At 66.3% G+C, this 20,390-nt stretch carries 21 protein-coding genes and 1 tRNA gene; 13 read left to right on the plus strand and 9 right to left on the minus strand.

From position 1 onward, the window contains the following. Positions 1-2: 2 nt before the first annotated feature. Positions 3-1,109, minus strand: a complete 1,107-nt coding sequence (locus ACFQEV_RS04490; RefSeq protein ID WP_379692970.1) for a hypothetical protein — start codon at positions 1,107-1,109, stop codon at positions 3-5. A gap of 75 nt (positions 1,110-1,184) precedes the next feature. Further along, complete coding sequence (locus ACFQEV_RS04495) at positions 1,185-1,961, minus strand: DUF1405 domain-containing protein (protein WP_379692972.1); 777 nt, start codon at positions 1,959-1,961, stop codon at positions 1,185-1,187. Positions 1,962-2,107: 146 nt separating this feature from the next. Here ACFQEV_RS04495 and pdxS point away from each other — a divergent pair, with 146 nt between their 5' ends. Then, on the plus strand, positions 2,108-3,016 hold the full coding sequence (gene pdxS, locus ACFQEV_RS04500; RefSeq protein WP_379692974.1) for a pyridoxal 5'-phosphate synthase lyase subunit PdxS: 909 nt from the start codon (positions 2,108-2,110) through the stop codon (positions 3,014-3,016). Positions 3,017-3,235: 219 nt separating this feature from the next. On the opposite strand, the gene ACFQEV_RS04505 is transcribed toward pdxS, so the two are convergent. Together ACFQEV_RS04505 and ACFQEV_RS04510 are read right to left on the minus strand one after the other, a co-directional pair. Beyond that, positions 3,236-3,436 (minus strand): HVO_0649 family zinc finger protein, encoded by a 201-nt coding sequence (locus ACFQEV_RS04505; protein ID WP_379692976.1) that lies wholly within the window; start codon positions 3,434-3,436, stop codon positions 3,236-3,238. A gap of 284 nt (positions 3,437-3,720) precedes the next feature. Beyond that, positions 3,721-4,596, minus strand: a complete 876-nt coding sequence (locus ACFQEV_RS04510; RefSeq protein ID WP_379692978.1) for a homoserine kinase — start codon at positions 4,594-4,596, stop codon at positions 3,721-3,723. A gap of 143 nt (positions 4,597-4,739) precedes the next feature. Between ACFQEV_RS04510 and ACFQEV_RS04515 the strand changes: the two genes are divergently transcribed. The 4 genes from ACFQEV_RS04515 (at position 4,740) to ACFQEV_RS04530 (ending at position 8,821) form a co-directional block, all read left to right on the plus strand. Continuing rightward, entirely contained in the window at positions 4,740-6,137 is a 1,398-nt protein-coding gene (locus ACFQEV_RS04515; protein WP_379692980.1) for an NAD(P)/FAD-dependent oxidoreductase, read from the plus strand. Between the two features lie 100 nt (positions 6,138-6,237). After that, positions 6,238-6,648, plus strand: coding sequence for a hypothetical protein (locus tag ACFQEV_RS04520; RefSeq protein WP_379692982.1), 411 nt, complete (start codon positions 6,238-6,240; stop codon positions 6,646-6,648). Between the two features lie 119 nt (positions 6,649-6,767). After that, entirely contained in the window at positions 6,768-7,346 is a 579-nt protein-coding gene (locus ACFQEV_RS04525) for a TetR/AcrR family transcriptional regulator (RefSeq protein ID WP_379694530.1), read from the plus strand. 44 nt (positions 7,347-7,390) lie between these two features. Continuing rightward, positions 7,391-8,821, plus strand: coding sequence for an MATE family efflux transporter (locus ACFQEV_RS04530; protein ID WP_379694533.1), 1,431 nt, complete (start codon positions 7,391-7,393; stop codon positions 8,819-8,821). A 16-nt stretch (positions 8,822-8,837) separates the two neighbouring features. Here the strand turns inward: ACFQEV_RS04530 and ACFQEV_RS04535 are convergent, their stop codons facing one another. Next, positions 8,838-9,431: a DUF6149 family protein gene (locus tag ACFQEV_RS04535; protein ID WP_379692984.1), complete on the minus strand. Its 594-nt coding sequence runs from the start codon at positions 9,429-9,431 to the stop codon at positions 8,838-8,840. A 219-nt stretch (positions 9,432-9,650) separates the two neighbouring features. Here ACFQEV_RS04535 and ACFQEV_RS04540 point away from each other — a divergent pair, with 219 nt between their 5' ends. From ACFQEV_RS04540 to mptA, 4 genes are all read left to right on the plus strand, one after another. Next, positions 9,651-10,895, plus strand: a complete 1,245-nt coding sequence (locus tag ACFQEV_RS04540; RefSeq protein WP_379692986.1) for an NAD(P)/FAD-dependent oxidoreductase — start codon at positions 9,651-9,653, stop codon at positions 10,893-10,895. A 178-nt stretch (positions 10,896-11,073) separates the two neighbouring features. Beyond that, positions 11,074-11,304: a DUF7979 domain-containing protein gene (locus ACFQEV_RS04545; protein ID WP_379692988.1), complete on the plus strand. Its 231-nt coding sequence runs from the start codon at positions 11,074-11,076 to the stop codon at positions 11,302-11,304. Positions 11,305-11,379: 75 nt separating this feature from the next. Further along, complete coding sequence (locus tag ACFQEV_RS04550) at positions 11,380-11,796, plus strand: DUF7124 domain-containing protein (protein WP_379692990.1); 417 nt, start codon at positions 11,380-11,382, stop codon at positions 11,794-11,796. Between the two features lie 114 nt (positions 11,797-11,910). After that, the gene (gene mptA / locus ACFQEV_RS04555; RefSeq protein WP_379692992.1) at positions 11,911-12,837 is read left to right on the plus strand and encodes a GTP cyclohydrolase MptA; all 927 of its coding nucleotides are present in this window, start codon (positions 11,911-11,913) and stop codon (positions 12,835-12,837) included. 62 nt (positions 12,838-12,899) lie between these two features. Here the strand turns inward: mptA and ACFQEV_RS04560 are convergent, their stop codons facing one another. Continuing rightward, positions 12,900-13,724: a TrmB family transcriptional regulator gene (locus ACFQEV_RS04560; protein WP_379692993.1), complete on the minus strand. Its 825-nt coding sequence runs from the start codon at positions 13,722-13,724 to the stop codon at positions 12,900-12,902. A gap of 117 nt (positions 13,725-13,841) precedes the next feature. Further along, entirely contained in the window at positions 13,842-15,482 is a 1,641-nt protein-coding gene (locus tag ACFQEV_RS04565) for a DUF255 domain-containing protein (protein ID WP_379692995.1), read from the minus strand. A gap of 99 nt (positions 15,483-15,581) precedes the next feature. Between ACFQEV_RS04565 and ACFQEV_RS04570 the strand changes: the two genes are divergently transcribed. Then, a complete protein-coding gene (locus ACFQEV_RS04570) occupies positions 15,582-16,064 on the plus strand; it encodes an FxsA family protein (RefSeq protein WP_379692997.1) in 483 nt (160 codons plus the stop codon). Between the two features lie 70 nt (positions 16,065-16,134). Beyond that, a tRNA-Ile gene (locus tag ACFQEV_RS04575) sits at positions 16,135-16,208 on the plus strand. Positions 16,209-16,528: 320 nt separating this feature from the next. Here the strand turns inward: ACFQEV_RS04575 and ACFQEV_RS04580 are convergent. Then, positions 16,529-16,990, minus strand: a complete 462-nt coding sequence (locus ACFQEV_RS04580; protein ID WP_379692999.1) for a response regulator — start codon at positions 16,988-16,990, stop codon at positions 16,529-16,531. Between the two features lie 508 nt (positions 16,991-17,498). On the opposite strand from ACFQEV_RS04580, the gene ACFQEV_RS04585 reads away from it, so the two are divergent. Next, positions 17,499-18,680, plus strand: a complete 1,182-nt coding sequence (locus ACFQEV_RS04585; protein WP_379693001.1) for an endonuclease/exonuclease/phosphatase family protein — start codon at positions 17,499-17,501, stop codon at positions 18,678-18,680. Between the two features lie 23 nt (positions 18,681-18,703). Here the strand turns inward: ACFQEV_RS04585 and ACFQEV_RS04590 are convergent, their stop codons facing one another. Continuing rightward, the gene (locus tag ACFQEV_RS04590; RefSeq protein ID WP_379693003.1) at positions 18,704-19,996 is read right to left on the minus strand and encodes an MFS transporter; all 1,293 of its coding nucleotides are present in this window, start codon (positions 19,994-19,996) and stop codon (positions 18,704-18,706) included. A 194-nt stretch (positions 19,997-20,190) separates the two neighbouring features. Here ACFQEV_RS04590 and ACFQEV_RS04595 point away from each other — a divergent pair, with 194 nt between their 5' ends. Further along, positions 20,191-20,340, plus strand: coding sequence for a hypothetical protein (locus ACFQEV_RS04595; protein WP_379693005.1), 150 nt, complete (start codon positions 20,191-20,193; stop codon positions 20,338-20,340). The last annotated feature ends 50 nt before the right edge of the window (positions 20,341-20,390 follow it).

A 20,390-nucleotide genomic window follows, 5' to 3' on the forward strand; every position in this document is an offset into this window, starting at 1 on the left:
CCTCAGGACCACTTCAGCCCGATTTCGTTCTCCGGCGCGTCGAGGGGACTCGTGGGCAGTCCGTCGGGTATCTCGGGGTCGTTGTAGCCGCCGGGGGCCACGTCGTTCGGGCCGTCGGGGTAGAAGAGCGACGCCAGAAGTTGGATGTGCTGGCGTCCGACGCCGAGTTCGAACTGGCCGCCGCCGTAGAGCGTTATCTCCTCCTCTCGGGCGTACTCGATGGTCTCGAACAGGGACTTGACCGTTCCGAACCGCGAGGGCTTGACGTTCAGCCACGACGGTTCGAAGGGGAGGTCCTCGATGGATTCGACGCCCGTCACGGGGGCGTCCCACGAGACGCGCCCCTCCTCGCCCTCGAACAGCGACCGGGTGTCGTCGGTGATGCCCGGATCCTCCACGACGGCCTCGGGGAACCCCGAGAGCACGATTCTGTACAGTTGCGGGTCGGGTTCTTGCTGTACGTCGGTGCCGGCGTAGTGGCCCTTCAGGTCGAGAATGCGGACGGCCGCCGTCGTGGCCAACGATTCGACGACGTTCTCGGACCACTCCGTCGTCGGGTCGAGTTTGAACTCCGTACCGGGGTACTCGCTCAGTATCGACTCGACGCGGGTGCGCGACGGCGGGTCGCCGAGGCTCGTGCTGACGACGAACCGAACCGGGTCGGGGTCGACGTCGAGAACGTCCGACAGCGAACGGTCGTTCTGCCGCAGTGCGAGGTCCAACCCCGCCGACTCCACGGCCCACCGGCGGTAGCGTTCGCTCGCCTCCCGTTCGGGACCGCCGGTTGGGAACAGGTCGGCGTCGTCGAGGGAGTCCGAGAACTCCGCGAACGACTCGTACTCGCCGACGATGTCGAAGGGGTCCTCGGGCGCGTCTTCGAGGGCGTCGTGGTCCTCAGTGTCGTAGGTCACGTCCTCGCCGCGGCCCTCCGCGCCGTCACCAGACTGCGTCTGGTGGGCTGACGAACGCCGTTCGTCAACGCCTCCGCGGAGGTGGAACGTGGTCGTCGTCCGGACGAAACCGCTCGACGTGTCACGGTCGCGGCGCGTTCGCGCCACCTCCTCGATTTCGAGGGGGAACTCCGCCACCGCGTCGAACAGGGTGCTCATCGCTCGTCGTTTGGTCCCGCGAGTCAAAAGTCTGTCACCGAAAGGGCTACTAGCGCCGCGTTCGACGCCGCCGGGTCAGTCCCGTTCGCGTTCGCGTTCCCGTTCCAGTTCTAATTCTACCTTCTTCACGCGCGTGCTCAGGGCGAAGAACGTCGCCACGATGGTGAGGACGACCGCGGCGGCGGCGGCGATGTGGAGAACCGTCGTCTCGCCGACGGGGGTGGCGTCGGGGAGGGGAAGCGACGTGTGGTGGGGTTCGCCGACGATGGGGACGAAGTAGTCCACCACGTCGTTGAAGCCGTACCAGACGACGGCGACGCCGACGGCCCGCACCGGGAAGTCGGAAACGCGGTGCAGGACGAACGCCTCGACGACCATCGCGAGGTGGCTGACGAACAGGAAGACGTACATCGGAAGCAGCGTCGTCTGGAGGAACGCGGCCGAGAACGCCCCGAGGACGAACGGCGTCCAAAGGCCGAGCTTCCAGCACCCGAAGAACGCGAGGGCGTTGAGGTACTCGTTCGGCCTGTCGAGCTTCCACGCGGCGAACGCGCCGGCGATGAACAGCGTCGCCATCGGACTGTCGGGGACGAACGGCCACATGACGAGGGGTTCGGCGGCGAACTGCCACGTTATTAGCGGGCCCGAGAGCGGAATCGGGTGGAAGCCGTAGTACCAGAAGCCGAAGGCGGTTCCGAGGAGGTTGACGGCGACGACGACCCACGCGAATCGGAGGCCGACGTTCTCCAACCACCGCGGAAGCGGTGCCAACCACCGCGGGAGTCCGTCAGGTTCGGGGAGTTCGTCGTCGTCACCGGAGACGAGTCTCCAGAGCCCGGAAAACGAAACCATGACTCACGGCACGGCCGGTCCGTTCAAATGGATGCCGGTTCATCCTCACGGTTCGCGTACCCGTCCATCCCGGGGCGTTCGGCCGCCGTTCGGGCGATTTGGCCGGACTGGTTGCCCTTAAGTGCGTTCGCCCGTAAGCACCGAGCATGGCCGAGGAGACTGATTTGGAGGAACTCCGCCGGGGAACTGACCTCGTCAAGCGCGGGTTCGCGCAGATGCAGAAAGGCGGCGTCATCATGGACGTCGTGAACGCCGAACAGGCACGGATAGCCGAGGAGGCCGGCGCGGTGGCCGTCATGGCGCTGGAGGCCGTCCCAGCCGACATCCGCAAGCGCGGCGGCGTATCGCGCATGGCGGACCCGCAGAAGGTCGAGGAGATAATCGACGCCGTCTCCATCCCGGTGATGGGGAAGGCCCGAATCGGCCACTACACCGAAGCGCAGATTCTGGAGGCCGTCGGCGTGGACATGATAGACGAGAGCGAGGTGCTCACGATGGCCGACGACCGTTACCACATCGACAAGCGCGAGTTCACCGCGCCGTTCGTCTGCGGCGCGCGCAACCTCGGCGAGGCCCTCCGCCGCATCAACGAAGGCGCGGCGATGATTCGGACGAAGGGCGAGGCCGGCACGGGCGACGTGAACCAGGCCGTCCACCACCAGCGCAACATCAAGGGCTCCATCCGCAAACTCGAAGGGATGAGCCACCAAGAGCGCGAGAAGTGGGCCCGCGAGAACGAAGCGCCCGCGGAACTCGTCCACGAGACGGCCGAGATGGGCCGCCTCCCGGTCGTCAACTTCGCGGCCGGCGGCATCGCCACGCCCGCCGACGCCGCCCTCATGATGTACCACGACTGCGACGGCATCTTCGTCGGATCGGGCATCTTCGGCGCGGAGGACCCCGAACGGATGGGCGAGGCCATCGTCGAGGCGGTCAACAACTGGGACGACCCCGAGACGCTCGCCTCCATCGCCTCCGGCATCGGCAAGGGCATGAAGGGCGAGGCCAACGCCGACATCCCCGAAGAAGAGCGACTGCAGGGTCGCGGCGTCTGAACGCTCTGCGTACCCTCTCCGTCGATACTCGCCGTCGGTTTTTCACCCCCGTCTCTCGTTCGTTCGCGTCGGTTTCGTCACCGACGGGTATCGACGCTTCGAAACGGTCGACGCGAACGAACCGGGTTCCACGCGGTCGCTGCGAGCAGCGTTCGACTCGTCACCGGTGACCGTTCGCCGATTCAGTCCGGCGAACGGTCGCGCCGCGCGAAAAATCCACTAGCGGCCGAGCGTGTAACTGGACTGGCGGACCTTCCCACACGACGGGCAGATGTGCTGATAGACGATTCGTCTGCCGTCGGTCTCCGAGAGCCACTCCCCCTCGTCGTCGTCGTATCCGCACTCGGGACACACCATATCTCTGTCGTAGCGGTTCTTCAAGCGTTCAAACGGCGTCGAACCGTTGTTACGGGATGCCATACCACACACTTGCATCCGACAACTGAAAAGTGATGGGGTGGGTTTGCGCGAGAACGAATAAGAGGGGCGGGATATTTACGATTCGATAATTACGATGGGTTCCGAACCGACGAAATCGGCGAACGCGTCCGCGGCCAACGGACGCGACACCTCCACCGCTCCTTCCGACTCGGCGTTCGATTCCCATCGACGGCCGTCCGTTTCCGGGGGACCAGATAGCCGGAGACGGGGCGCTGTGGGTCGAGAGACAGAAGGACGAGAGGGCGTGACCGGTGCGACGTGCGTCAGTGGAACGTCGCGCCGGCGCCGACTCTCGTCTGGTAGGCGCGCGCGTCCACGCCCACGTCCTCGAAGGCGTCGAGCATCGCGCTGGCGACGCGGGCGCGGTCGGCGCCGCCGCAGACGGCCAGAAGCGACGGCCCGGCACCCGAGACGGTGACGCCCGTCGCGCCGGCCGCCAAGGCGGCGTCACGAACGTCGTAGTAGCCGTTTATCAGCTCCGCGCGGGCGGGCGTGACGATGCGTTCGTCCATGCCCGCGCCGACGAGTTCGGGGTCGCTCCGGCACATCCCCACCGCCAGCGTCGCCGCCGACCCGACGGTGTGGACCACGTCGTCCATGTCGGCCCGGGAGGGGACGACGCGCCGTGCGTCGCGCGTCGAGACGGCTATCTCGGGCAGGCAGGCGACGAGCGGAATCTCGGCGTCCACCGCCGTCACCCCGCCGTGGCGGGCGACGGTGAACCCGCCCAAGAGCGCGGGCGCGACGTTGTCCGAGTGAGCCTCGCCGGAGACGACGGCTTCGCCCTCGGCGGCGATGGGGACGAGTTCCTGTCGGGAGTAGCCGCGGTCGTACAGTCCGTTGAGGGCGAGTGCCGCCGCCGCGGAACTCGCCGCCGAGGAGCCGAGTCCGGAGGAGGGGCGGACGCCCTTGTCGATGCGGATGTGCGCGGGGGCGTCGAGGGCATCCGCGACGGCCCCGACGACGTTCTTCCGGGGGTCCTCGGGGATGTACTGGCTCCCGACGCCCGTCACCTCTATCGTCGTCTCGTCGGCTTTCTCCACGCGGACCACGTCCGCCGGTCGGTCGAGGGCGACGCCGAACACGTCGAAGCCGCTCCCGAGATTCGCGCTCGTCGCGGGTGCCCTGACCGTGCGCATATGGGAGACGGCTTACCAGAGTGCGGATAAAAATGTAGCGAACGACGGGAGAAACGGTCCGCTCGATGTCACTCGATTTCCGTCCGACGCAGCGAGTGCGGACGAACGGAAGGGACTTTTCCCGCCGCCTCGTAGCCCGGTGCATGATTGGCGTCGTCGGCGGCGGCATCGCGGGACTCGCCGCGGCCTACCGACTGCGGAAGCGAGGCTACGAGGTTCAGGTGTTCGAGGCGTCCGACCAAGTCGGCGGCCTCGCGGCCGTCTACGAGACGCCGGGCGACGACATCGAGAAGTTCTACCACCACCTCTCGAAGTCCGAGGAGACCATCGTCGAACTCGCCGAGGAACTCGGCCTCGGCGACGACTTGGAGTGGCGCATCGGCAAGAACGCCTACTACGTGGACGGCGTCGTCCACCCCCTCGACACCGCGTGGCAGATCGCCGCCTACCCCCACATGAGCCTCTACGACAAGTTCAGGCTGGGGATGCTCACGCAGGGTATCGACGTCCGCGGTGGCGTCCCCGACTTCGACGCGTACGACGACCTGAGCGAGTACGAACACGTCGGCATCGAGGAGTTCGTCGTCGAACACACCACCCGCGGCGTCTACGAGAACTTCGTGGACCCCCTGCTCGACGGGAAGTTCGGCGACAGGAAGCACGACGTGTCGGCCGCGTGGTTCCTCGGCCGCGTCCGCTTCCGCGGCGAACGCGACCTGCTGCGCGGCGAGATTCTCGGCTACTTCGACGGCGGGTTCAGACCCCTCTTGGACGCCCTCGTCGAGGCCGTCGGCCGCGAGAACATCACCACCGACGCGCCGGTGACGGGCCTCTCGATGGGCGACGACGGGGTGGAGTCGTTGACCGTCGGGACGGGCGAGGCGGCGGAGACGCGCGAGGTGGACGACGTCGTCGTCGCCGCGATGCCGAACGTCCTCGAAGGACTCACCGGCTACGAGTGCGACATCGACTTCCAAGGCGCGGTCTGCGGCCTCGTGACCATGGAGGAGTCGCTGATGGACACCTACTGGCTGAACGTGGCCCACGACGCGCCGTTCGGCGCGCTCATCGAACACACGAACTTCGTCCCGAAGGAGCGATACGGCGGGCAACACCTCCTCTACGTCGCCGCCTACGTGCAGGACGAACAGGAGGACATCTGGCGGATGGACGACGAGGAACTCCGGCGGGTGTGGCTGAACGAGATCGCCGACATGTTCCCCGAGTTCGACCCCGCCTCGGTCACGGAGTTCCGCGTCGCCCGCAACCCCCGCGCCGCGCCGGTGTACGAGCGCGGCTACCTCGATCTGGTCGTCCCGTACGACCTGAGCGAGGAGGTCGGCGAGGGCGTCTACTACGCCGGGATGGCGAGCGAGGCGCAGTACCCCGAGCGAAGCCTCAACGGCGGCATCGTCGCGGGCTACGAGTGCGCCGACCGCATCGCCGAGAAACGCGCGCGCGACGGCGAGGGAGGCGGCGGATCGGTCGGCAGACGGAGTTCGGCGAGTTCGGCCGCCGCGGACGGCGGAAGCCGCGAGTAGTCTCGACGGCGTCACCCCGCCGTATCACCTTCGAGACGTGACATTCTGCGAGAACCGCCATAGAGCATACGCCCCTGTGGTCGGTACCTTCTAGGCACATATGAGTGACACCGAGAGTCGCGACAACGACGACGCCCCGGAGATACCCGTCGAGACGGGGAAAGCGACGATCGTCTACGAACACCCCGAGGAGGGGAAAAAGGAGGTAACCGTCTCGAACGAACAGGTCGTCTACGCGCAGGACCACTGGGCGTTCATGTCGGGGACCGACGAGGAGGGCAACGACCTGGTCCGACGCGTCCCCCGCGACCGAGTCCACTACGTCGAGCGGAACGTCCAGAAGTTCGAAGAGGAGGTCCGAACCGTCCGACACCGCGTCGAGTCCCTCGCCAACGAGGTCAGACAGAAGCTGCCGGTGAACGCGAGCGGCGGCGGCGGCGAGTCGGAACAGACGCAGAGCGAACCCCACCGAATCGAAGTCGAGGACGACGACGCGACGACGGAGCGGTAACGACGGGTGCCGCCTCGCGCGGGCGGAACCGAAACTGCTTTTCCCTTCCCTGACTGACTAGTCAGTTAGTGACCGAAGACAGAGACACTCCCGCGCCGCGAGACGTCCACGAGGAGGTTATGGAGGCCACCTACCGGGCGCTCTGCGCCAACGGGTTCGCCTCGCTGACGATGCGGGACATCGCCGACGAGGCCGGAAAGAGCACGTCGCTCCTCCACTACCACTACGACACGAAGCGGAATCTGCTGGTCTCGTTCCTCGCGCACCTGTTGGCCGGGTTCGAAGAGAAGTTCGAGGAGACGGAAGGCGAGAGTCCGGACGACCGGTTGCGGAGCCTCGTCGAACGACTCCTCCCCGACGACGACGGCGAGGAGTACGCGCGGTTCGGGCGCGCCCTGATGGAACTCCGGATGCGCGCCCCCCACGAGGAAGCCTACCGCGAGCAGTTGCAGACGAACATGCGCACCCTCCGCGACCGGTTCGCGGACGTCATCCGCGAGGGCGTCGAGGCGGGCGTCTTCCGCGAGGTGGACCCCGACAGGACCGCGCGCCTGCTTCTGTACTCCCTCGACGGGGCGCGGAGTTTCCACGTGACCCTCGGCGACGACGACGCGCCGGCGGAAACCGCGGCGGCCCTCGATGAGTTCGTCCTCTCGTCGCTTCTGGTCGACGGGGACGCGGAGCGTGACGCCGAGTGAGTCACCGCGACGTGAACCTGACGGACGGCGACCTCGTGAAGCCGATGCTGGTGCTCTCGCTCCCCATCGTGCTCTCGCAGTTGATGCAGGTGGCGTACAACCTCGCGGACACCTTCTGGGTCGGTCGCATCGGCTCCGAGGCGGTGTCCGCGCTCTCGTTCTCGTGGCCCCTCGTCTTCCTCATGATCTCGTTCGGCGGCGGGTTCACCGTCGCCGGGACGGTGCTCGTCGCCCAGAACAAGGGCGCGGGCAACCACGACGAGGTGAACCACGTCGCCGCCCAGACCCTCGGGTTCGTCATCCTGCTGTCGGCGGGGTTCGCCGCCCTCGGCTACCTACTGACGCCGACGCTCCTGCCCCTCATCGGGACGACGCCGGGCACGACGGTACACGAACTCTCCGTGGAGTACACGCGGACCATCTTCCTCGGCGTCGCCTTCATGTTCGGATTCTTCATGTTTCAGGCGCTGCTGCGCGGGTGGGGCGACACCAAGACGCCGATGTACCTGATGGCGTTCGGCGTCGTCGTCAACGTCGTCCTTGACCCGTTCCTCATCCTCGGGTTCGACGCGAACCCCGTGTTCGGCGTCCTCGGACTGGAGTCTCTCGGCGCGTCGCTGTTCGCCGCGACGGGGTTCGCCGGGTTCGGCGTGCAGGGTGCCGCCGTCGCGACGGTGTTCTCCCGCGCGTTGGGCGCGAGCGTCGGCTTCGCCCTCCTGTTCTCCGGGCGCGTCGGCATCGACATCTCGCCCGCTGACCTCCTGCCCGAACGGGAGACGGTCGAGAAGATAGTCCGCATCGGCGCGCCGTCGAGCGTCGAGCAGTCCACCCGCGCCCTCGGCGTCACGGTGCTCACCGCCCTCGTGGCGTACGCCGGCACCGCCGCCGCGGGCGTCGATACGGCGACCGTCGTCGCCGCGTTCGGCATCGGGAACCGCCTCAACTCGCTCGTGTTCCTCCCGGCCATCGGCCTCGCGCAGGGCACCTCGACCGTCGTGGGCCAGAACCTCGGGGCGGGACAGTCCGACCGCGCCGAACGCGCCGTCCACGTCTCCGCCGGCGTCATCGCCGCCGTCCTCGTGTTCGTCTCCGCGGCGGCGTACCTGTTCGCGGAACCCATCGTCGCGGCGTTCATCCCCGGCGAGGAGGCGGTCATCGCCATCGGCGCGGACTACCTCCGCATCATCGGCCCGACGTTCCTCTTCCTCGGGGTGTTCAACGTGGTCAACGGCGGCTTCCGCGGAAGCGGTTCGACCCGCACGGCGATGGCGTTCTCGCTCGTCTCGCTTTGGGTGCTCCGCCTCCCCGTCTCGTACGTGCTCGTCGAGTTCCTCTCGATGGGCCCGACGGGCGTCTGGTACGGCATCGCCGTCTCGAACGTCGCGGCGGCGGTGCTGGCGGCGGCGTGGTTCACGCGCGGCACGTGGAAAAGCAGCGTCGTCGAACGCGGCGCGCACGCCCCGGCCGACGACTGAACCGAGAAGCGGGGCGTCAGGCCGTCTCTTCGTCCCCGTCGCGCACGCCGGGCGCGGCGCTCACGTCCACGTCCTCGGGTTCCTCCCGCCCGCCGACGTGCACCTCGCCGGACTCGTCTTCGACGTACACGTCGTCGGCGAATCCGCCCTCGGCGTGGGGGTGTTCGGGGTTTTCGAGCCTCTCGGGCGTCGAGGGCGCGTCGGGAATCTCCCGGGTGCGGAAGTCGCCGAGGGGGTCCGCGATGTCGATATCGTACCGCTCGAAGAAGTCGCGGTAGCGTTCGTAGTGGTCCTCCAGTTCGTCCGCGGGGAACTCCATCATCTCGGTCCAGCCGTGGTTGTAGAAGTCGAAGTTCGACTGGATGTGGGTTATCTCGCGGGCCTCCGCCTCGGTGTACCCCTCTTCGAGGGCGCGGACGTACGTGTCGAACGTGCAGTCGAAGAACGCCTCCATCCGCGGTTCGCGTTCCTCGCGGTGTTCCGGGTCCGCCTTCTCGCCGAAGATTCTGACGTGCATGTTCACGAGTTTCTCCGTCGCGATGTCGCCGACGACGGGCATCGTCAGCGCCTTCTTCGCGGCGAAGTGGCGGACGTTCTGGCGTATCTTCATCGTTGTCGGGGGTTAGGACCGGGAACTCTTCAAGCCAACGTGTGCGCACTCGTCCGCGCGACGTATCGAGACGCGGAGTCGGACCCCGCCGCGCGGCCGGCAGGGAACCGACGAGCGGTCGCCGGCCGGCCTCTCGGGCGACGAGCGCCGCCCGTTCGGTAGTGCACGGATATGAACGGATAGCAACCCACATTAACCCCGGCCTCAAATCATCCGAATATGACCCAGTCGTACGTGATTATTGGCGACGGGATTGCGGGGAGTTCCGCCGCAGAGACCCTCCGGGAGGAGGAACCCGACGCCGACATCATCGTCATCACGGACGAGGGCGAGGCCCTGTACAATCGGATTCTCATCAAAGAGTTCGCGAAGGGCAAGTTGCCCGAGGCACCGATCTCCATCCACGAAGAGGAGTGGTACGAAGAGCGCGACATCGACCTCCGACTCAACACGCTCGTGGTGGACGTCGACCCCGACGCCCACACCGTCACGACCCACGAGGGCGAGGAGATTTCGTACGACAAGCTCCTCTACTCGACGGGCGGGACGCCGACGCAGCTTCCGGTCGATAACTCCGACGCCGAGGGTATTCACCACTTCTGGACGTTCCAAGACGCCCGGAGTATCCGCGAGCACATCCAACGTGCGGACAACTCCGTCGTCGTCGGCGCGGGTCTGCTCGGCATCGACCTCGCGGCCATCACCGCCGCGAACGACGTCGAGGGCAAGTACCTGATGCGCGGGAACGCGTGGTGGCGCTACGCCCTCTCGGAGGGGGGCGCGGAGATAATCCACGACGCCCTCCGCGAGCGAAACGTCGAACCCGTCTTCGAGTCCGGCGTGGACCACTTCGAAGTCGACGACGACGGCCACGTCACCGCCGCCGTCGACCCCAACGGCGACCGCTACGACGCCGACTTCGTCGGCATCGCCATCGGCCTCGACTTCAACACCGAGATTCTGCAGGAGACCGACGTGGAGTGCGACAACGGCGTCGTCGTCGACGAGTACATGCAGACGAGCGACGAGGACATCTACGCCGCGGGCGACATCACGCAGTTCCACGACGTCATCCTCGGCGACCGCGCGCAGAACGGCGCGTGGGGCTCCGCGAAGGAGCAGGGCACCATCGCCGCCAAGAACATGGTGAACCCGCAGTCCGAGGAGTTCCGCTGGGTCTCCTCGTACTCCATCACCCACTTCGACTTCCCGTTCCTCTCGTTCGGTCACCCGACCATCGGCGACGACGAGGCCGAGGCGAAGTACTCCGACGACGAGTGGCGGCGTCTCGCCTTCAAGGACGGCAAAATCGTCGGCGGCGTCCTCATCGGCGACCTCTCGCCGCAGAGCAAGTACAAGAAGCTCATGCGCGAGGAACGCGTCGTCGCCGACCAGAAGGACGTCCTCATGCAACAGCAGTTCGATCTCGACGAACTCGAACTCGAAGAGGCCCCGGCGGAGTAACTCCGCCCTCGCCCGTCGACTCTCTACCGCTCTCTCTTAGCGGCCTCGCTCTCGTCCTCCTTCTCCCTTCCTCGCTCCCGTTCACCCTCGCTCCTTCCCCATCCCGTCGCCGAATCTCTCGCTTCGACCGTCCGCACTTCCGCAACATTTATCTCCGATGCATGTTCATTGATACCATATGTCACAGACGGCGCGAGACGGAGCGTCCGACGGCAGCGCAGACCGTTCGGACGTGGTCGCTATCGCTCCCGAGAGCATCGAGGCGGACGCGCGGGTGCGGGACTTCGACCAACTGTCGGAGTCCGCGCAGCGAGCGTTCGTCTCCGGGGACGCCGCCGACGTCGCGGCGGCGTCGGACCTCGAACGCGGCGACGTGGTCCGGTACACCGAGTACTACCGCGTGGTGTGAGCGCGCCGTTCGCTCCGACCGGCGGACGTCGGAGCAACCGAAGGCGTTTTGCGACAGACGCGAGGAGGAGTACGTATGGATGGTGGCGGCAGCACGGACATGACGCTCGCGTTCGAGTTGGAGGCGTTGAAATCGCTCGCGGACCCGAACGCCGTCTTCAACGACGCCCGTCAGTGGACCGAGTACGTCGGCGTCGTCAGCGAGAAACCCACGTACGTGGTGACCAACTTCACGCGAAAGCACCGCATCCGGCAGGACTTCTTCTCCGGGCCCCGCGGGGTCGAGGAGAGTCTGGAGAACGTCAAACAGCAGTTCGACACCGACCGGCACGTCTTCGTCGGCACCTCCGAGGAGGACGAAGCCGTCGCCGAGGACGCCGGGTGGGAGTACCTCCCGCTTTCGCAGGCCGCGGAGGCCGCGGAGTGGGCCCTCGCGAGCGAGTCGCCCGAACCGGACCCCTTCGAGTCCGACGGGCGCGACGACTGGCCCTGAGTCGGCCCGCCCGTCACCGATACCGGCGATATCGGCGACCTCACCGCCGTTCTTTCGGTACTCTCCGTCCCTGAAGCGAAAGCACTAATCGCGGCGCGTCCTTCCGTCCACTCAATGAGTCACCAGTTGCCTGACGTGCAGGCAAGCCGCCCCGACGTGACCGTGGGGCTGAGTCAGGTCGGCGTCACGGGGGTAGACAAACTCGTCAAAATCGCCCGCGACGACAAGCGTCCGCTCGTTCTGATGGCCGAGTTCGAGGTGTTCGTGGACCTCCCGAGCGGTCGGAAGGGAATCGACATGAGCCGGAACATGCAGGTCATAGACGAGACGCTCGAAGCCGCCGTCTCCGAACCCGCCTACCGCGTCGAGGACATGTGCGGCGACGCCGCGGAGCGACTGCTCGCGAAGCACGAGTACACCTCCACCGCCGAAGTCCGCATGACAGCCGAACTCGTCCTCCGGGAGGACACCCCCGCGAGCGGACTCGCCACGCAGGGGACGGCGACCATCATCGCCAGCGCCGTCGCCACCGACGACGGCACCCGCGAGGAGATCGGCGCGGAAGTGACCGGGATGACGGTCTGTCCCTGTTCGCAGGGCATGTCCGCCTCCCGCGCGCGCGACGTGTTGCAGGACTTGGCGGTCGACGACGACACCATAGAGGAGTTCCTCGAACGGGTGCCCCAACCGGGTCACTCCCAACGCGGGCACGCGACGCTCACCGTCGAGACGGAGGGGTCGCCCGACGTGGACTTGATGGACCTCATCGACATCGCCCGCGACTCGATGTCCGCGCGCATCTACAACCTCGCAAAGCGCCCGGACGAGGATCACATGACGTACGAGGCGCACGCGAACGCGAAGTTCGTCGAGGACTGCGTCCGATCGATGGCCGACCACGTGCTGGCGGACCTCGACCACTTGGACGACGACGCCGTCGTCCGCATGAAGCAGTCGAACGACGAGTCCATCCACCAGCACAACGCCCACGCGGAGCGAGAAGTGACGCTCCGACAGCTCCGATCCGAGATGGACCAGTAAGCGAGTTCGGCCCTTCTCTCACCCGCCGGTCGCCACCCTTCGGTTCCCGACCCGCCGGTCGGTCACTCGTCGGACGCGGCGACCGAGAGCGAGAGCGGTTCCGCCTCCTCCCACCGCGGATCGAACATCGACCGGATGTCCGCGCTGAAATCGGGGTCCTTCAGATCGATCATGGCGAACGCCTCGCCGGGGTCGAGCGGGTTCGGCACCTCGATGCACACCTCCACGTCGTCGATGAGGTTGAACGTGCCCGAGAGGTTCTGCGACGTTCGGACCGAGAAGCGCGGGTGGTCCGCGAGGCTGTCGAGGTAGCGTTCGCCCACGCTCTCGGGGAGGGACGCGACGAGGTCGGGCGACATCAGCACGGAGACGTCCACGCCCCGGTCGAGCGCCGTCGCCAACTCCTCCGTCACTAAGTCGCCGACCCGTCCGAGGTCGAACTGCGCGGAGAGCGTCCCCGCGACCATGACGAGCGATTCGTCGGCGGCGGCGAGTCGTTCCAAGAGGAGATCCACCGACTCGTCGGTGCCGACGGCGGCGGTCCAGAACTGCCCCTGTACGGGTTCGGCGGTCTCCAGTTCGTCGGCGAGTTCGTCCACGACGGCCTCGTACTGCTCGGCCTTCTCGTCGAGCTCTCGCTTCTTGCTCTCCAACAGGCGGTCTAACGCCATGTCCGGTTCGACGGCGACGTACTTCTTGGGCCGACTGGCGGCCTGACTCCGCACGAGACTGTGCTGTTCGAGGCTGTTCAGCACGTCGTAAATGCGGCCCATCGGCACGTCGCTGGCGCGGGACAACTCTTTCGCGGTTGTCGCGCCCGTCCGGAGGAGCGACCGATACGCCCGGGCTTCGTACTCGGACAGCCCGAGGTCCCGAAGATTGGCCATGTCTCCGTGTCATTTGCTACCGTTAAAAACGCATCGGAGGTTTACACCCGATCACCGTTGCCCGGCGTTTGTCCGACTCGGCCGCCGCCGCGGGGGAGTCGCCGTCCGGCGGCCGCCTCAGACGCCGCCGAGGTCCGAGACGGCGGCCATCAGTTCGTCCGGCGTCGTCGCCGACGCCTCCTCGTCGCCGAGTCGGACGACCGCTTCGCCCTCCGGCGCGTCCGCGTCGGGGAGCACCACCTTCTCGTGGTCGGCGACGCGCATCGCCGCCCTGTGGAGGTCCGACCCCGCGGGCGCGCCGACTTCGACGACGAGCGTCGAGTGCGTCAGTCGCGCGGCGACCGATCCGTAGCCGGCGACTTGGACGCCGATGCGGTCCCACGCGCCGCCGAACGCCGCGATAGCGTCGTGGGCGGCGTCCTCGTATCGGTCCTCGCCCGTCACCGCCGCGAGGTCGAGTAGCGCGTCGGCCATCTCGACGTTGCCGTCGAGGGGTCGAAGCGGCTTGTCGAGGAGTCCCACGTCCGTCACGGGGCCGTCGAGGAACGCGCCGCCCGGTTCCTGCAGTTCGTCGATGGCCACGTCGGCGACGCTCCGGGCGGTTTCGAGCGCATCCCGGTCGCCGACGACCTGTCGGGCGCGGACGAACGCGGAGACGGCGCGCGCGTGGTCCTCCAGCAGGTGCGACTCGCCCGACTCCTCGCTCGCGCGGTAGTGGGTGACGACGCCGTCCTCGACGAGCGACGACTCCACGTAGTCCAGCGCGCGGCGGGCGTAGTCCGTCGCCCTCTCGTCGTCGGTGTAGGCGGCGAACGTCAGCAACGCGTCCGCGGCGAGGGCGTTCGCGCCCGCGTACGCGGTGAGGTCGCGCCGCGGTCCGGTCTCCTCGCCGCGCGCCTCGGCGTCGTCGCCGTCGTAGTAGTCGGACCCCTCCGCGGGGCCGAGACTCCCGCCGAAGGCCGCGCCGTTCCAGAGGCTCTCGGCGAGGAAATCGAGCGTCCGACGGACCGGCCCGAGGAACTCCTCGTCGCCGGTGTAGAGGTAGCCGTTGGCGAAGGCACGACAGAGCGCCGCGTTCGAGTCGAGCAGTTTCTCGTGGTGCGGGTCGGTCCAGTCCGGCGCGTCGGCGTACCGGAAGAAGCCCCCCTCCACGTCGTCGAACAGCGACTCCCGAATCGCGCCGAGCGTCTCCAACCCCTGTTCGCGGGCGCGTTTCAGCGCGAACTCGATGGTGCGGGGCATCGGGAACTTCGCGCCGTCGCCCCACCCGGCGAAGCGGTGGTCGTACTTATCGTCGAGTTGCCCTGCGAGGTGTTCCTCGATTCGCGCCGTCACCTCGCCCGCGGGCGTCGGCTTCCCGGCGAGTGCGCGGGGGATGCGCCCCGCCTCCGACCCCTTCTCGGTCCAGAGGTCGCGGACCTTCTCGAGCACCTGCCGCATCCCGTCGGGGCCGAGGTACGTCGCTCCGGTCAGGAGGTCGCCGCTCGGCGTGAGAAACACCGTCGAGGGGAACCCGCCCATGTTGTACCGCTCTCGCACCCGCGGGTGGCGGTCCACGTCCACCCGGACGGGGACGAACCCGTCGTTGACGTTGGCGGCGATTCGCGGTTCCGCGTACGTCTCGACGTCCATCTCGTGACAGCCGTCGCACCACGTCGCGGTCAGAGACAGCAACACCGGCTTCTCGGCCGTCCGCGCCTCCTCGAACGCGTCGGGTCCCCACCTGCGCCACTCGACCCGCGTCTGGTCGTCTGCCATGTGTCGCTCTCGGGGAGCGCGTGGGGTAAGCCCTTCGAGGTACGGTGACGACTCCCGAACGTCACAAGGGCTTTGAACGGTGGCCGAAAATAACCCCCCATGCAGACGCGCTGGGTCATCGCGATTCTCCTCGCGATACCGCTGGCCGACACGTTGCTCCTCGTCCCCGTGGCCAACGCCATCGGGTTCGCCGCGACGGTACTGCTGGTCGTCCTCACCGGCCTCGTCGGCATGCTCCTCGTCCGCGCGGAGGGGCGGCACACGATTTCGAGGCTCCAACAGAAGGTGGCGACCGGCGGCCTGCCGACGAACGAACTGATGGACGGCGGCTTGCTCATCGCCGCGGGCGCGTTCCTCCTCACGCCGGGCATCGTCACGGACATCTTGGGCTTCATGCTGGCGCTTCCGCTGACGCGATACCCCATCCGCGAGGCGCTGAAGCGCTACGTGGTGAAGCCCTACATCGAGAAACAGACCGACGGGTTCGTCTCCGGCGGCGTCTGGACGGGCGGCTACCCCGACGACGACGTCATCGACTTAGACCCCGAGAGCTACGGCCGCCGCGACGACGACAATTCGTAACACGGCACGCTGTCGCCCCGAAAGGAAACCCTTAAACTCGACACCGGACAACGACTGAATGCGCTCACCTGGGCCAATAGCTCAGTCAGGTTGAGCGCTCGGCTGATAACCGGGAGGTCCGCGGTTCAAATCCGCGTTGGCCCACTCTCAACGCGCACGGTGCGTTGCCGTGCCGTTTCGCGGGCTGAAAACTCCCCAGCCACCTAACTTCGTTCGTAACTATCCTGAATAGAACCCTCTGTCTTCGGTGATTTGAATCGCAGAACGAACGCGGGGCACCGCAGTCGTGCGCTTTCGTTTGGCCGAGAATCGGTGAACCGATTACCTCCCGGTTATCAGCCGAGCACTCAACCAGACTGACAGACTCTGGCCCGTATTGAGCGCGACAGAACGGCGGCAGAGGAAAGCAGTTCTCGCACAACCGAAATTAGGAGATGGGAAAGTAGTAGGTGTAAAACGACCAATTACCGCCGAAGGATAATTAGTCTATTATCTTTAATGACTGCTAACCGAAACTGCTGGAGGGACCGAATTACTTTGACGAATTCACCGGGGTCAATCGGCTTTTTCAGAACTGCGTCCTCATCCGCGTCGTGGTCGAGGTCACGGGATTCGATTAGTTCTTCGCTTACTCCAGTCAACACGATAACGGGGACATGATTCAGTTCGGAGTGGTGTTTAATTTCGTGAAGCACATCTTCGCCGTCTCCTTTCGGCAGGTTCAGGTCGAGTAGTACAATGTCCGGTCGGGGAGCGTCCTCGTACTCTCCGCGTTGATAGATGAAGTCGAACGCCGCTTGGCCGTCGGCAACTGTGTGGAGTGCATTCGCTATATTGCCGTCCGAGAATGCTTCTTCTATGAGGCGAACGTCACCGAGGTTGTCTTCTACCAGCAGTATGACCGCCTCTGACGGCCCATTTTCCATAATGCGACAATATGCGTTGACGAATTTAAGCGTTCGGCGAGGTGTGTAATAAGCGTAGTTTCAGGTCTTCAGTATTAGTTGTCGCTGTTAATTGGTTAGTCAGTAAGCACCCTTGCCTATCAAACAGGAAGGTACCGTTTTCAATATCTGTTCACCGTCTAAGAGGGTAGGACTCCTTACAAGTTATCCAGATACCCTCTCCTCTGTTCAGCCTTGTCTTTCTCGGAGCGTCGGTCGTAGTGTGCTTCCAGTACGTCCAGCCCCACGTTCATCCTATCGCTCACAATCGTCTCGGGTACGTCCTTAGAGAGGAAGTGCGTGATTGCCCCTCGTCGGAGCGTGTGAGGACTGACGCTCGACGGACGCTTGCTCGCCGTATTGGGCTCTATTGCTTTGCAGGAATCCTGCTCTCTATTCGAGAAGCACGGAGCACGAGAGAAGTGTGTCGTCACCGCGGAAGCGTTCTCCTCGGATTATCTTTATGTATTGTCAAATTATCTGTGAGAGTATGACACAGTACGCCTCGCGGCGGAGTGTGCTGAAGGCCATCGGTGCACTCGGGACCGCTTCCGGCGCGATAGGTACCGTAAGCGGCCGCGGGAAACCGACTTCCGCGCGATACGCCACGTTCAACGTCGTCGATTTGGGCACGGAGCAGGTTCAGGAACCCGGCGACGCGCAGGCGGAGGCGGCCGCCCGCATCATCCAAGAGGTACGCCCGGACGTGCTCGTCCTCAACGAACTCGCGAACAACCTACAGGAGGGCGACCGGACGGGGCAAACCAACGTGGACGCCTTCGTCGAGAACTACCTCAGCGTCCCGCAACGAGACGATTTGGAGGGCATCGACTACCCGTACACCCTCCAACCCGAGAGCAACACCGGCGTCCTCCCGGCGGAGGAGTACGACTTCAACAAGGACGGGCGGGCGGGCAAACGCCCCGGCGACGCCTTCGGATTCGGGCGGTATCCCGGTCACTACGCGTTCGCCGTCGCGAGTCGGTACCCCTTCGACGAGGGGGCCGTCCGCACGTTTCGGGAGTTCCTGTGGGCGGACATGCCGGGGAACCTTATTCCGGTCGAGGGCGACGACGGCGTCCAGACGGACGACATCTACCTGACGGAGGCGGAGTTGGACGTGTACCGCCTCTCCTCGAAGACGCACGTGGACGTGCCGTTCGAAATCGACGGCGAGACCGTCCACGGCCTCTTCTCGCACCCGACGCCGCCGGTGTTCGACGGCGACAATAACTTCAACGGTCGGTGGAACCACGACGAGATACGCTTCTTCGCGGACTACGTCGCGGGCGCGGACTACATCTACGACGACGACGGAACGGAGGGCGGCCTCGACGCCGACGCCGCGTACGTCCTGATGGGCGATATGAACGCCGGAGTAGCGGGCGACCGACCGCTCGACCCGGCGAGGAAGTACTTCTTGGAGAACGACGACTTCCAGACCCACAAACTCCCCACGAGTCCGGGCGGCGCCCAACGGGGGAACCGCTACGCGACGGCCACCTTCGGCGGCGGGTCGAAGGTCGATTGGGTCCTGCCCTCGCCCGACCTCTCGCTCCGGTCGTCGTCGGTGGTCTGGCCGAGCACGGAGGCGACGAAGCGCGGACTCGGCGACGACGTGCGGACGGCGTCGGACCACCGGATGGTCTGGGCTGACATCGCCAGCGAGTGAGCCGCTAGCTCGTTCGACACCGCCTAGTCGTTTTCGCCGGCGTCGGTGAACGGGGCGAGGAGCGAGCGACGGGCGGCGACCGTCTCCTCGACCTGCGTCCAGACGAGGAAGAAGCCGAGGACCGCGAGGGCGGACCCGAAGGCGAAGGGGACGGCGAAGCCGAACGAGACGAGGAACCCCGAAGCGAGCGGGCCGAGGGCGATGCCGAACCCGAAGGCCATCGTCAGCACCGACAGCGTCCCTCCCGAGCGTCCTGCGGGCGCGAGGTCACCCGCGAGGGCGAGTGCGGGCGCGAAGACCATCGCCCCGGCGACGCCTTGGGCGAACCGCGCGCCGAACATCAGCCACGGGTCGAGGATGACGCCCTGAACGAACGTCGTCGGGACGAGAAGCGCCATCCCGAGGACGATGAACGGCTTGCGGCCGAAGAAGTCCGTCGCCCGGCCGACGGGGACTTGGAGGAGAATCTGCGCGAGGACGAACGCCGCGAACTGGAGGCCGAACATCGTCGCGCCCTGCGCGAGTCGCTCGTTGACTATCTCGCCGAGGGTCGCGAACAGGGCGATGCCGACGGCCATGAAGAAACTGGCGACGCCGAGCGTGAATACCGGGTCGAGCACGCCCCGACCCGACCGGTCGAAGACGGAGAGGTCGAGGGAGTCGCCGGCGTCGGTCGCGGGAACCTCCGGGTCGCGGACGAGCACCGAGACGAGGGCGAAACTCAGGGTGGCCGTCAGCGTCGCGATGTAGAAGGCGGCGTCGAAGCCGCTCATCGAGAGCGACGTCGCCCCGACGTCGAAGGCGTACGGGCCGGCGGAGACGACGGCACCGGCGGCGATCGGACCGACGCCGAACCCCACCAGCCGGAAGGTGTTGTACGTCCCCATGTTCCCGCCCCGGTTCGACTCCGACGCGAGGTCGTTGACGAGGGCGACGGTTGTCGGGATTATCAGCGCGCCCGCGACGCCTTGGACGACGCGGAGTCCGACGAGGTGCCAGTACGCGGAGGCGAACGAGTAGGAGAAGCTGGCGACGCCGATGAGCACCAGCCCGACGAGGACGAATATCTTCCGGCGACCGGCGCGGTCCGACAGCCGACCGGTGAACGGCTGCAACGGGCTGTTGACCAAGCCGAAGAGCGAGAGGATGATACCCGTAATCGCCACCTCCGGCAACCCGAGCGTCGCCCCGGAGACGTACTCGCTGCCGATGAAAAGCGGCAGGACGACGACCAGAAACGAGTTGCCGACCGACTCGGTCATCCGCGCCACGGCCAGCGCGAGCACCTGCGGGTCGACGCCGAGGCGGTCCGCCATCAGTCGTGACTCACCGCTTTCGAGACGGTCATTGGTCACTCGGAGGGCGTCGTCGGCCAATACTGTTGTGACCGCCGTCGGACGCTCGTGTCGCGGGAGCGGGTAGCCGTTTTCGCCTCCCGTACTGGCCGCGTCGCACAGACTCCACCTCGGCCGGGCACATCCCTTTTACTCCCGGACGGAGTATCGCCCGTGTGTCAGACCAGCAAGACCAACACGGTAGGCCGTTGTTCGCTTGCGGGAAGTGTTCGATAGTCTACGCGCGGTTCGACCCGCCGGGCGAGTGCCGCGTCTGCGGACACGACTCGTTCACCGAGGTACAGGTGCAAAGCCGGCCGTTCTGAGGTCGCCGCGCACCGTCGGCCGCGTTCGTCTTCCGCTCTCTGCCCTCTCC

The organism is Halopelagius fulvigenes (genome assembly GCF_042662625.1).
Lineage (GTDB): Archaea > Halobacteriota > Halobacteria > Halobacteriales > Haloferacaceae > Halopelagius > Halopelagius fulvigenes.

What these genes read in the sequence shown, in the direction of transcription:
- ACFQEV_RS04490 (WP_379692970.1), bottom strand. Translation starts at nt 1,109, where the DNA reads ATGAGCACCCTGTTCGACGCGGTGGCGGAGTTCCCCCTCGAAATCGAG.
- ACFQEV_RS04495 (WP_379692972.1), bottom strand. Translation starts at nt 1,961, where the DNA reads ATGGTTTCGTTTTCCGGGCTCTGGAGACTCGTCTCCGGTGACGACGAC.
- pdxS (WP_379692974.1), top strand. Translation starts at nt 2,108, where the DNA reads ATGGCCGAGGAGACTGATTTGGAGGAACTCCGCCGGGGAACTGACCTC.
- ACFQEV_RS04505 (WP_379692976.1), bottom strand. Translation starts at nt 3,436, where the DNA reads ATGGCATCCCGTAACAACGGTTCGACGCCGTTTGAACGCTTGAAGAAC.
- ACFQEV_RS04510 (WP_379692978.1), bottom strand. Translation starts at nt 4,596, where the DNA reads ATGCGCACGGTCAGGGCACCCGCGACGAGCGCGAATCTCGGGAGCGGC.
- ACFQEV_RS04515 (WP_379692980.1), top strand. Translation starts at nt 4,740, where the DNA reads ATGATTGGCGTCGTCGGCGGCGGCATCGCGGGACTCGCCGCGGCCTAC.
- ACFQEV_RS04520 (WP_379692982.1), top strand. Translation starts at nt 6,238, where the DNA reads ATGAGTGACACCGAGAGTCGCGACAACGACGACGCCCCGGAGATACCC.
- ACFQEV_RS04525 (WP_379694530.1), top strand. Translation starts at nt 6,768, where the DNA reads ATGGAGGCCACCTACCGGGCGCTCTGCGCCAACGGGTTCGCCTCGCTG.
- ACFQEV_RS04530 (WP_379694533.1), top strand. Translation starts at nt 7,391, where the DNA reads ATGCTGGTGCTCTCGCTCCCCATCGTGCTCTCGCAGTTGATGCAGGTG.
- ACFQEV_RS04535 (WP_379692984.1), bottom strand. Translation starts at nt 9,431, where the DNA reads ATGAAGATACGCCAGAACGTCCGCCACTTCGCCGCGAAGAAGGCGCTG.
- ACFQEV_RS04540 (WP_379692986.1), top strand. Translation starts at nt 9,651, where the DNA reads ATGACCCAGTCGTACGTGATTATTGGCGACGGGATTGCGGGGAGTTCC.
- ACFQEV_RS04545 (WP_379692988.1), top strand. Translation starts at nt 11,074, where the DNA reads ATGTCACAGACGGCGCGAGACGGAGCGTCCGACGGCAGCGCAGACCGT.
- ACFQEV_RS04550 (WP_379692990.1), top strand. Translation starts at nt 11,380, where the DNA reads ATGGATGGTGGCGGCAGCACGGACATGACGCTCGCGTTCGAGTTGGAG.
- mptA (WP_379692992.1), top strand. Translation starts at nt 11,911, where the DNA reads ATGAGTCACCAGTTGCCTGACGTGCAGGCAAGCCGCCCCGACGTGACC.
- ACFQEV_RS04560 (WP_379692993.1), bottom strand. Translation starts at nt 13,724, where the DNA reads ATGGCCAATCTTCGGGACCTCGGGCTGTCCGAGTACGAAGCCCGGGCG.
- ACFQEV_RS04565 (WP_379692995.1), bottom strand. Translation starts at nt 15,482, where the DNA reads ATGGCAGACGACCAGACGCGGGTCGAGTGGCGCAGGTGGGGACCCGAC.
- ACFQEV_RS04570 (WP_379692997.1), top strand. Translation starts at nt 15,582, where the DNA reads ATGCAGACGCGCTGGGTCATCGCGATTCTCCTCGCGATACCGCTGGCC.
- ACFQEV_RS04580 (WP_379692999.1), bottom strand. Translation starts at nt 16,990, where the DNA reads ATGGAAAATGGGCCGTCAGAGGCGGTCATACTGCTGGTAGAAGACAAC.
- ACFQEV_RS04585 (WP_379693001.1), top strand. Translation starts at nt 17,499, where the DNA reads ATGACACAGTACGCCTCGCGGCGGAGTGTGCTGAAGGCCATCGGTGCA.
- ACFQEV_RS04590 (WP_379693003.1), bottom strand. Translation starts at nt 19,996, where the DNA reads ATGGCGGACCGCCTCGGCGTCGACCCGCAGGTGCTCGCGCTGGCCGTG.